This is a genomic window from Pseudomonas sp. AL03 (assembly GCF_029960815.1).
Lineage (GTDB): Bacteria > Pseudomonadota > Gammaproteobacteria > Pseudomonadales > Pseudomonadaceae > Aquipseudomonas.
Genome location: NZ_JASBRE010000014.1, coordinates 142,187 through 150,153, shown reverse-complemented (window position 1 = coordinate 150,153; position 7,967 = coordinate 142,187). Strand labels below are relative to the sequence as shown.

The window sequence follows — 7,967 nt, the reverse complement described above, 5'->3', positions numbered from 1 at the left end:
CCACATCAGTGGGCGCCTGCCTGAGCTACGCAAGGTGTGTTGCCCATCCGCTTACGATCAAGAGCATCGAGCGGAACAACGTTGCTGAAGTTTTCATGGAAAAGTCTTTCCTAAAATCCTGAGGTTAAGCCTCTGTGGTCAGGTCGCCCCTGCCTTTTCGGCAGAAGAGCGGTCGTCTTTGGATTACTGTTTAACGCTCAGGTAATCACCGGTCGTTTTCAGTGAGATGGTCACGTCGCTGTTGCTGCGATTACGCCAGAACCAGCCATGGGTGCCGTCAAAAATGGCGGTGAACTCGCCCTTATCGCCTTTGACTTGCTTGCCTTTGGTGTAACTGTGGAAATAGCCCTTTTCTGCCTTGTAGGGCTCACCATGGGTGTCGTAATTCACAGGGCCCCCAGCCGTTGTCCACTCATAGCTGACGGTGGTGTTCTTCAACATTTCCAGCTTGATCTCTGTCCCTTCACCTGGCTTGAGCGTGACGGTCATCTGATCAGTCTTTGACGCAGGGGCGGCTACCACAGGTTCCGCTACCGGCTTTGCCGCAGGCTGAACTTGTGCGACTTGCAAAGCCGGAGCGGCCGCGACGGGTTGTGGTGGAGCGGCATCGGCCAGGGCCTCTTGTGCGAGGGTGATTTTTAGTTCACCCATTTGCGTCAGGCCCAATGCTCGGCCCACGCCTGTTGGATCAATGGCGTATTCCGAAGGCATGACGACCGTCACCAAAAGGCCGACTGCGGTGAGTAGCGCGATGACTGTCGAACGCACTAACTGGCGGCTGTTGGGTAATTCGTTAACGGTTGGAAGTGGAGTATTGAACATGGTCAGAATTCCTTACGCAGAGACAAACAGGCCGACTAGCTGGTAACCCATCAGCAGGAAACCGGCACTCATCATGGCGACGTTGGCGGCATAGGCGTGGCGCCAAAAACTGGCGGTGCGCCGCCAATACCCCATCAGAATGAGAATCGAGCTAAGGGCCAGCAACTGGCCTATCTCGACGCCGACGTTGAACGCAAGCAAGTTGGGAATCAGCCCGTCGGGCGAGATTTCGTACTCCTGGATCTTGGTTGCCAGACCAAAACCATGGAGCAGGCCGAAGACCAGCGTGGCCACCTTGGTATTGGGTTGGTAACCGAGCCAGCGCTGGAACGCGCCCAGGTTGTCGAGCGCCTTGTACACCACCGAGAAGCCGATGATGGCGTCGATCACGTAGGAGCTGATGCTTATTTCCGTGAGCACACCGAGCAGCAGCGTGACCGAGTGGCCCACAGCAAATAGCGTGACGTAGAGGCCTACATCCTTCAGGCGGTAGAGGAAAAAGATCACCCCGAAGAGGAACAGCAAGTGGTCATAGCCCGTCATCATGTGCTTGGCGCCCATGTAGATAAAGGGCAGCAACATGACGCCAGAACTTTCCTGGATGAAACCCTTGTCCCCCTCGGCAACGGCGTGAGCCAGCGCCTCGGGCATGCCAAAGAAGAGTGAAGCGATAAACAAAAACAGCAGCAGTAGCGGGCGACAGGAGGGCACAGTGAATGCGCCCACGCCGCTCATAGAGTGCGAATGCATGGATAAAATCCTACGTTGCAGTGATCTTGGGCCGCAGCGCGGCCATGGTCAGGATGCGAACGAAGGACGGGGTGGGCGCTTGATCAAGAATATCGGCGGACGGGGAACTGCATATTGCGGGGCATCAACCCGCACCGATAGCTTGGGTTGTTCGGCCAAAATCAACAGGGAAGTGAGCTGCGGTGTCTCGTGCTGGTGGTCTGGGGTCAGCGGCGAATGAAAGTGATCTGAACAGCTCGCGCAGGAAAGTGAGGCTTCTTGCTCGCCGTGGGAGTGGTAGGCGTCTTGCTTAATCTCCCAGGCAGGCTGTTTCGTCGCCACCGACAACGTATAGGTATGCCCGGCCCAAGCCATCAAAACGGCGAGAGCAAGCGCGAATACCACCGTTTTTGTCAGGGATCTACTGAGCATGTTGATCGTCTTTTAACTCGCTTTTTTGCTGCGGTGATGCGTTTGACCTAACCCCCCTAGGGGGATAGCATGCCAGCGTAATTCATTGAGACCAAAGGCTCAAGCCATGGATGAACACAAACATAGCCATCCCCACACTCACCGAAGTCATGATGCCATTATCAAGCGCCTCAAGCGTGCGGACGGCCATCTACGCAGCATCATCACCATGATAGAAGAAGGTCGCGAATGCGTCGACATCGCCCAGCAACTGCATGCCGTTGAAAAAGCAGTGTGTCAGGCCAAGCGAACGCTCATCCAGGATCATATCGATCACTGCCTGGAGAATACCGTCTCAGCCTTAAACAATGGCGAGCGTGCACCGCTGGAAGCGTTCAAGCAAATCACCAAGTACCTCTAGGTCTGACATGCCCAGTTTCGCTGAACTCTTGTAGCAGGGCGGATCTAACCCTTGGATATGACGACCGCCAGTTCAACTCAACACAATCCATCCAGTAGCCGTAGCAGCAGCCTTGACCTGATCAAGTGGCTCGCGATGCTGACCATGGTGATCGACCACCTTCGGTTGCTGTGGCCAGACATGAGCAGCCTGTTCATTCCTGGAAGACTCTCTTTTCCCTTTTTCTGCCTCGCCGTTGCGGAGTTTGAGACCTATCCATTGCTGGCTTTAAGTACGGCTTTTACCGCTCCGCTGATCGGACTTTGGCTTCTGCGCCAGACGTTCACGTTCAAGGTATGGCCAGTGCAACACTGGGGTTACTGGTTCTATCCGGGTCACCTTGTCGCATTACAGGCCCTTCGTTTTCTAGTCTGAACTGTGGGTGATCAAACTCAGAAAATCATGAATGCCCTGTGATCAATACGGCCATCGACGATGCTGATCATCGATGACATAAGGGTGTTCGTGACTCGCTCCATCGTGACCTTCTAAATGAGTGTGGCCGTCCGGCAGATTCTGATGGGTGTGCCTAATAGACTCTTGGTCATGAGCAGGACGCCAAATCACGACGCTGACCACCAATGCTCCACCTGCCACGATGGCAAGTCCCACGAAAGAGGCAGTGAGGCTGATATTGGCGCCCAGCCAACCGGCCAGTGGATAAGTGATCAGCCAACAGGCATGGGAAAGTGCAAATTGCGCTGCAAAAAGGGCTGGACGATCCTCGGCATGCGACGACCGACGCAGCAGTCGTCCGCTGGGCGTTTGTGCCAAGGAATATCCCACACCGAGTACCAACCACAGAGGCAGCAGGAAGTTGTAGGTGCTCAGGTTGATGCCAACTGCCAAGCCCGCAACCAGGATCCCACCGCCAAACAGCATTGCTGTCCGGTCTTTTATGCCTTTCAGAAGGCGAGGTAAAATCAGTGCGGCGATCATAGATCCACCCCCAAAAGCAGCGAGCGCTAATGCGGTTGAACTCTGAGGCAAAGCGAATCGAGACTGTACCAACACAACGGTATTAACGATGACCATGGCGCTGGCCGCAGCCACCGTTAGATTAAGGGCTAGTAGTCCCCGCAAGCGCGGTGTGGCCAGAAATATGCGCAATCCTCGGGTGGTTCGCTCAAAGATACTGCGCCTTTGAGTCGTCTTCGCCTTTGGCAGTAATACCGTCGAGACCAGCGCTGCTGAGGCCAGAAAGCCAATCACCGTTCCGACGAATAGGTTATGGAAACTGATCACCGTCAGCAGTACGGCTGCGAGCATGGGGCTGGCGACACTTTCAAGATCGTAGGCAAGGCGAGATAACGACAAGGCGCGAGTGTAATCCTCTTCATCCGACAGTATGTCTGGGATGGTGGCCTGGAAGGTCGGGGTGAATGCAGCAGAGGCCGATTGAAGTACAAAAATCAGCACGTAGATTTGCCATACTTCCGTGACGAAAGGCAGGGCAAGCGCAACGAGGGCTCGCACCAAGTCCAGTGATACGAGCATCGCCCGTCGCGGCAGACGTTCCGCAAAAGCCGCCGCAATCGGTGCTACGCCAATATAGGCGGTCATTTTAATTGCCAGCGCGGTGCCGAGCACTGCCCCGGCCTGTGCTCCCGCAAGATCGAATGCCAGTAACCCCAGCGCAACAGTCGCGAGGCCTGTTCCGACAAGGGCAATCACTTGAGCCAGGAAGAGATGTCGGTATGTTCGGTTAGCCAGGATTTTCAGCATTTGAAGTCTCGGGCGGCCAAGCGCTTGGTCAGGAGGGTTTACGACGAATACTTATCACGACGCCGACGTCAAGGACCAAGCCCATCTTTGCCGAGAAAGGTTGCAGAACTTCTCAACCGCAAAGGACTAATGGCTTAGCTTTGAGCGAAGCATTCGTATCCTCCCCAGGGGGATATTAGGCGATCCTAAGCTATTGGCTGTGTTAGCTCAAGAAAAGGTCCTGTCACTTACCGCGTCGAATGCTGAGGGGACTAAGCAAGCACACTTGCTCAATGAAGGCACTTAGCCATACGCTGCAAGGCGTGAGAGTCCTCACCCTTCATAAAAACCTGAGCATGGAATTAGCCCAATGAAACTATCTGTCCTTCTGATCTCTTCCGTTATCTCGATTTTTTCCATGGCTGCCTTCGCGCATAGCGGCGGCACTGATTCAAAAGGTTGCCATCGCAACCATAAGACGAACGACTACCACTGCCACTAAGTCGCAAAAGCCCAGCCCTGGGCTGGGCTTCAATGTGAACAGGCCTCTTCACGCGTGCGGAGGCCAGTTACGCCTTTGCTTTAGGCCGCGTTAAGCTCAACAGTGATGTGAACCAGTTCCTCATGCACTGACAAGAGGTCTTTGAAGTAAGCCGGTGTCGCATTTTGGTCAGTCGTCAAACTCAGGATGCAGGCATATTTCCCTTTACCTACACGCCATACATGAAGGTCACTAATCTGTGCAGAAATGGGGCTGGAGGCGATGACTTCCCGGACCTCTTCGACGACAGGGGAATCCATTTCCGCATCCAGCAATACGCCGCTGGTTTGACGAATCAAACCATACGCCCAGCTCGCAACCAATCCGGCACCCACTATGCCCATGACTGGGTCAAGCCACGCCGCCCCCCAGAATTTGCCCCCGATCAACGCCAGAATGGCCAGCACCGACGTAGCGGCGTCCGCCAATACATGCATGTAAGCGGAACGCAGGTTCAAGTCATGATGCCCATGCCCATGCCCATGATCGTGGTCGTGATGTGTGTGGGCATGACCATCCTTGAGTAACCAGGCGCAGGCGATATTCACGAGTAATCCCACAACACCGATAGCGATCGCCTGGTCGTAGTGAATTGCAGAAGGGGAGATCAACCGTTCAATCGATTGATAGAGCATCAACCCCGCCACCATGATCAGCAGGATCGCGCTGGTGTAACCCCCTAGAACTTCCATTTTCCAAGTCCCGAAGGCAAAGCGGGTGTCATTGGAAAATCGTCTTGCAGCCGCATAAGCCAGGACAGAGAGTCCCAAGGCCAAGGCATGAGAGCTCATATGCCAGCCATCAGCAAGCAGTGCCATTGAGTTGTAGAACCATCCACCGGCAATCTCTGCAACCATCATCAATGCAGTTAGAATCATCGCTCGACGAGTGTTTTTCTCAGCTAAGGGGTTACCCTCGTCGAAAACGTGAGAGTGGCCCTGACCGTCGGAGATTGCTGGAGATGACATGGGTTGCAGTCCTGCTTAATGAGCAAAAATATACTATACCCCAGTATAGATACTTGAAGAAGGTACCGCCGCATGCCACATACCATTCACGACAAGAAACGACTGCTGACTCGTGTCAGACGCATCAAGGGACAAGCAGAGGCGCTGGAGCGTGCGCTGGAACAAGAGGTGGAGTGCTCCGCTGTTTTGCAACAGATCGCAGCGGTGAGGGGCGCGGTGAACGGATTGATGGCAGAGGTGCTTGAAGGGCATATCCGTGAGCATCTGGGGGCTGAAGCCGTCACACCAGAACAACGTCAAGAAGACCTGGATCAGGTCATCTCGGCCCTGCGCTCATATCTGAAATGAGCCCAAGAGAATTGTGCATGTGGGCGTTAACGCTGGAGCAGATCAGCGCACTCAGGCGCTGACCTTGGAAGGAAAACCCAACGCTTCAACAGCAGCGCGGACCCGCTCTGGGCTTTCAATGCTTCAACGTTGACCTTGCCGATAGCACGGTCGACCGAAACCGCTGCCTCGCTATCCAACGACTGAATGGCTTTGGTAATTTTGCTAACACAGCTACCGCAACCAATGCCCGATACGTCTAAGACAAACAAAGGAGTGTCCGCCATGGCGAGCACGGTCACGATTACGGTTAATGGCAACGACCACCAGAAGCAACGGGTGAAATCCTGAGCTCGGGGTTTTCCTCCGTTTCAGCCTTGGCATCGCAGGTTCTAATTCCATGCCGCATTTAGGACAGCTGCCGGGGCCTGGTTGTCGTATCTCTGGGTGCATGGGGCAAGTGTATTCAGTGCCCAGCGGTGGCTCAGCCGCGGGCTCGGTGTTACCAGCGGGATTGGGACCCGACGGATTCGCAGCATAACGTGAGATTTTATCGGATGAACGTGATCATGACCTCGGTAACTCGTGGTGTTAGACATGACTAGTTCCCTTTATCGTCCTTGTTGGATTCCGAGCTCACGTGTCGACCATGGCCGCCGTGACCGTGCCCGAAAAAATGCATCAACGGGCAGATCAACAGGATCAGATAGGGCAGATAAGGTGAAATGTGGCCGAAGTGTTCCCGGACGACGTAGAAAACACCGATCGCAACCAGCATGATCAGTACGACACCTGTTTTGCTCCTCCAGAAGGAAGAAGGCGAATGTCCAACCGAATGCGGATGGTTAGTCATGATGTGGTCCTCAGTGTCCTGGCAAGAGCTGCGGTGACGTCTGCGACTCAGAGTAGTCAACGCTCGCTCTGAGGCTGTGATATCGATCAAGCCGCGTTTACTTCACGTCAAACTGACCCACCATTCCCGACTGATAATGGCCCGGAACGTTGCAGGCAAACTCCAGGCCTGTGGTCTTGGAAAAGGTCCAGATAAGCTCTTTGGTTGTTCCAGGTTCGATCAGAACACTGTTCGGGTCGTTGTGCGCCATCCCGACCATCTTCATCCCCCCCATGCTGTGCCCCATATCGCTCATGGCTTGCCCTTTTCCGGTAGGACTGAGCGTGCCGTTCTGGAGCATAGCGGCCATCTCTTTTTGATGCGCGGCATGAGCAGCTGCTTTGGCGATGTTGAATTCATGTAGCAGCGAGCCTTCGTTGCGCAGAACGAAGCGAACCGTCTCTCCAGGTTTAACATCTATGTTTTTGGGCTCAAAGGAGATATCGCCCATTTTCACTTCAACCGTGCGGGTAACCTCGGCCGATACTCCAGGCTGACCAATGTCATCTTTCCCGTGACCAACGCTGGCCATGGCTGTAGAACCGAGGAAAAAAGTTATTGCAGCGCAAACCGGGATAGCAAATTTCGCTTTCATAGAGACCTCAAAGTGAAAGTGAGTAGCAGGGGTTATGCTAAGGAGACTGAGTTGCCAGTTAACTGACCTGAACACTACTTTCGGTCAGTATCTGAAATAAAACTCGGCGTCTAAGCGACGCCGTTTGAACCTGATGAGGCACGGAAAACCATGAACATAGAGCCTTTACGGATGCTTCTCTGAAAGCATCAGTTTGTGCTCACGTTGCATTTGGCTCAGAACGTCATCGACGATTTTGTCGTGCTTCTCCATCCAGGCAAGATGCTGTCGAGGTGTCATCGACGCGTCGGGATGATCTTTATGAAGTTCGCTCATGAGATTGCTAAGCATGTCCATATGCTCTTTCATGTACGCAAGGCGTTGTCCCTCGGGGGCTTTTTCGGCTTGCACCAGAACGACTTCGGCTACATCCCGCATGTTTTCCATGTTTTCCATGCGTTCCATCACTCGATCTCCGCCGCCCTCAGCCCATACCGAGGCCGAGTTGAAAGTGCTCATGATCCAACCCTAGACAACGC

The 7,967-nt window shown here is 54.1% G+C and carries 12 protein-coding genes and 2 pseudogenes; 4 read left to right on the top strand and 10 right to left on the bottom strand.

The features are described from left to right. Window positions 1-183: 183 nt before the first annotated feature. The 3 genes from QK293_RS15795 to QK293_RS15785 are packed head-to-tail and all read right to left on the bottom strand — an operon-like array spanning window position 184 to window position 1,983. On the bottom strand, window positions 184-822 hold the full coding sequence (locus QK293_RS15795; RefSeq protein WP_282378477.1) for a transmembrane anchor protein: 639 nt from the start codon (window positions 820-822) through the stop codon (window positions 184-186). A 12-nt stretch (window positions 823-834) separates the two neighbouring features. Continuing rightward, window positions 835-1,572, bottom strand: coding sequence for a HupE/UreJ family protein (locus QK293_RS15790; RefSeq protein WP_282378476.1), 738 nt, complete (start codon window positions 1,570-1,572; stop codon window positions 835-837). 48 nt (window positions 1,573-1,620) lie between these two features. After that, complete coding sequence (locus tag QK293_RS15785; RefSeq protein ID WP_282378474.1) at window positions 1,621-1,983, bottom strand: hypothetical protein; 363 nt, start codon at window positions 1,981-1,983, stop codon at window positions 1,621-1,623. 106 nt (window positions 1,984-2,089) lie between these two features. Here QK293_RS15785 and QK293_RS15780 point away from each other — a divergent pair, with 106 nt between their 5' ends. Further along, entirely contained in the window at window positions 2,090-2,383 is a 294-nt protein-coding gene (locus QK293_RS15780) for a metal-sensing transcriptional repressor (RefSeq protein ID WP_102599664.1), read from the top strand. 57 nt (window positions 2,384-2,440) lie between these two features. After that, a complete protein-coding gene (locus QK293_RS15775; protein ID WP_282378500.1) occupies window positions 2,441-2,797 on the top strand; it encodes a TraX family protein in 357 nt (118 codons plus the stop codon). 42 nt (window positions 2,798-2,839) lie between these two features. Here QK293_RS15775 and QK293_RS15770 read toward each other — a convergent pair whose 3' ends face one another. Continuing rightward, the gene (locus tag QK293_RS15770; RefSeq protein WP_282378471.1) at window positions 2,840-4,147 is read right to left on the bottom strand and encodes an MFS transporter; all 1,308 of its coding nucleotides are present in this window, start codon (window positions 4,145-4,147) and stop codon (window positions 2,840-2,842) included. A gap of 349 nt (window positions 4,148-4,496) precedes the next feature. Between QK293_RS15770 and QK293_RS27595 the strand changes: the two genes are divergently transcribed. Continuing rightward, window positions 4,497-4,628 carry a YHYH domain-containing protein gene (locus QK293_RS27595; protein WP_348775353.1) on the top strand — a complete coding sequence of 44 codons (132 nt, stop codon included), beginning with the start codon at window positions 4,497-4,499 and terminating at the stop codon, window positions 4,626-4,628. Between the two features lie 80 nt (window positions 4,629-4,708). Here the strand turns inward: QK293_RS27595 and dmeF are convergent, their stop codons facing one another. Further along, the gene (gene dmeF, locus QK293_RS15765) at window positions 4,709-5,635 is read right to left on the bottom strand and encodes a CDF family Co(II)/Ni(II) efflux transporter DmeF (protein WP_282378470.1); all 927 of its coding nucleotides are present in this window, start codon (window positions 5,633-5,635) and stop codon (window positions 4,709-4,711) included. Between the two features lie 72 nt (window positions 5,636-5,707). On the opposite strand from dmeF, the gene QK293_RS15760 reads away from it, so the two are divergent. Further along, window positions 5,708-5,983, top strand: coding sequence for a metal/formaldehyde-sensitive transcriptional repressor (locus tag QK293_RS15760; RefSeq protein WP_282378468.1), 276 nt, complete (start codon window positions 5,708-5,710; stop codon window positions 5,981-5,983). Window positions 5,984-6,034: 51 nt separating this feature from the next. On the opposite strand, the pseudogene QK293_RS15755 reads toward QK293_RS15760, so the two are convergent. From QK293_RS15755 to QK293_RS15735, 5 genes and pseudogenes are all read right to left on the bottom strand, one after another. Continuing rightward, window positions 6,035-6,234: pseudogene (locus tag QK293_RS15755) on the bottom strand (heavy-metal-associated domain-containing protein). A 9-nt stretch (window positions 6,235-6,243) separates the two neighbouring features. Beyond that, a pseudogene (locus tag QK293_RS15750) lies at window positions 6,244-6,439 on the bottom strand (heavy metal-binding domain-containing protein); the annotation flags it as partial. Between the two features lie 124 nt (window positions 6,440-6,563). After that, window positions 6,564-6,815 (bottom strand): DUF2933 domain-containing protein, encoded by a 252-nt coding sequence (locus QK293_RS15745; protein ID WP_282378466.1) that lies wholly within the window; start codon window positions 6,813-6,815, stop codon window positions 6,564-6,566. 97 nt (window positions 6,816-6,912) lie between these two features. Then, the gene (locus tag QK293_RS15740; RefSeq protein ID WP_282378464.1) at window positions 6,913-7,449 is read right to left on the bottom strand and encodes a plastocyanin/azurin family copper-binding protein; all 537 of its coding nucleotides are present in this window, start codon (window positions 7,447-7,449) and stop codon (window positions 6,913-6,915) included. A gap of 165 nt (window positions 7,450-7,614) precedes the next feature. Next, window positions 7,615-7,947, bottom strand: a complete 333-nt coding sequence (locus tag QK293_RS15735; RefSeq protein ID WP_282378463.1) for a hypothetical protein — start codon at window positions 7,945-7,947, stop codon at window positions 7,615-7,617. Window positions 7,948-7,967 lie beyond the last annotated feature (20 nt).

Excerpts from the sequence above, each read along its gene's own strand:
- dmeF (WP_282378470.1), bottom strand. The coding sequence starts at position 5,635 with ATGTCATCTCCAGCAATCTCCGACGGTCAGGGCCACTCTCACGTTTTC.
- QK293_RS15785 (WP_282378474.1), bottom strand. The coding sequence starts at position 1,983 with ATGCTCAGTAGATCCCTGACAAAAACGGTGGTATTCGCGCTTGCTCTC.
- QK293_RS27595 (WP_348775353.1), top strand. The coding sequence starts at position 4,497 with ATGAAACTATCTGTCCTTCTGATCTCTTCCGTTATCTCGATTTTTTCC.
- QK293_RS15780 (WP_102599664.1), top strand. The coding sequence starts at position 2,090 with ATGGATGAACACAAACATAGCCATCCCCACACTCACCGAAGTCATGAT.
- QK293_RS15760 (WP_282378468.1), top strand. The coding sequence starts at position 5,708 with ATGCCACATACCATTCACGACAAGAAACGACTGCTGACTCGTGTCAGA.
- QK293_RS15795 (WP_282378477.1), bottom strand. The coding sequence starts at position 822 with ATGTTCAATACTCCACTTCCAACCGTTAACGAATTACCCAACAGCCGC.
- QK293_RS15745 (WP_282378466.1), bottom strand. The coding sequence starts at position 6,815 with ATGACTAACCATCCGCATTCGGTTGGACATTCGCCTTCTTCCTTCTGG.
- QK293_RS15740 (WP_282378464.1), bottom strand. The coding sequence starts at position 7,449 with ATGAAAGCGAAATTTGCTATCCCGGTTTGCGCTGCAATAACTTTTTTC.
- QK293_RS15775 (WP_282378500.1), top strand. The coding sequence starts at position 2,441 with ATGACGACCGCCAGTTCAACTCAACACAATCCATCCAGTAGCCGTAGC.
- QK293_RS15790 (WP_282378476.1), bottom strand. The coding sequence starts at position 1,572 with ATGCATTCGCACTCTATGAGCGGCGTGGGCGCATTCACTGTGCCCTCC.
- QK293_RS15735 (WP_282378463.1), bottom strand. The coding sequence starts at position 7,947 with ATGAGCACTTTCAACTCGGCCTCGGTATGGGCTGAGGGCGGCGGAGAT.
- QK293_RS15770 (WP_282378471.1), bottom strand. The coding sequence starts at position 4,147 with ATGCTGAAAATCCTGGCTAACCGAACATACCGACATCTCTTCCTGGCT.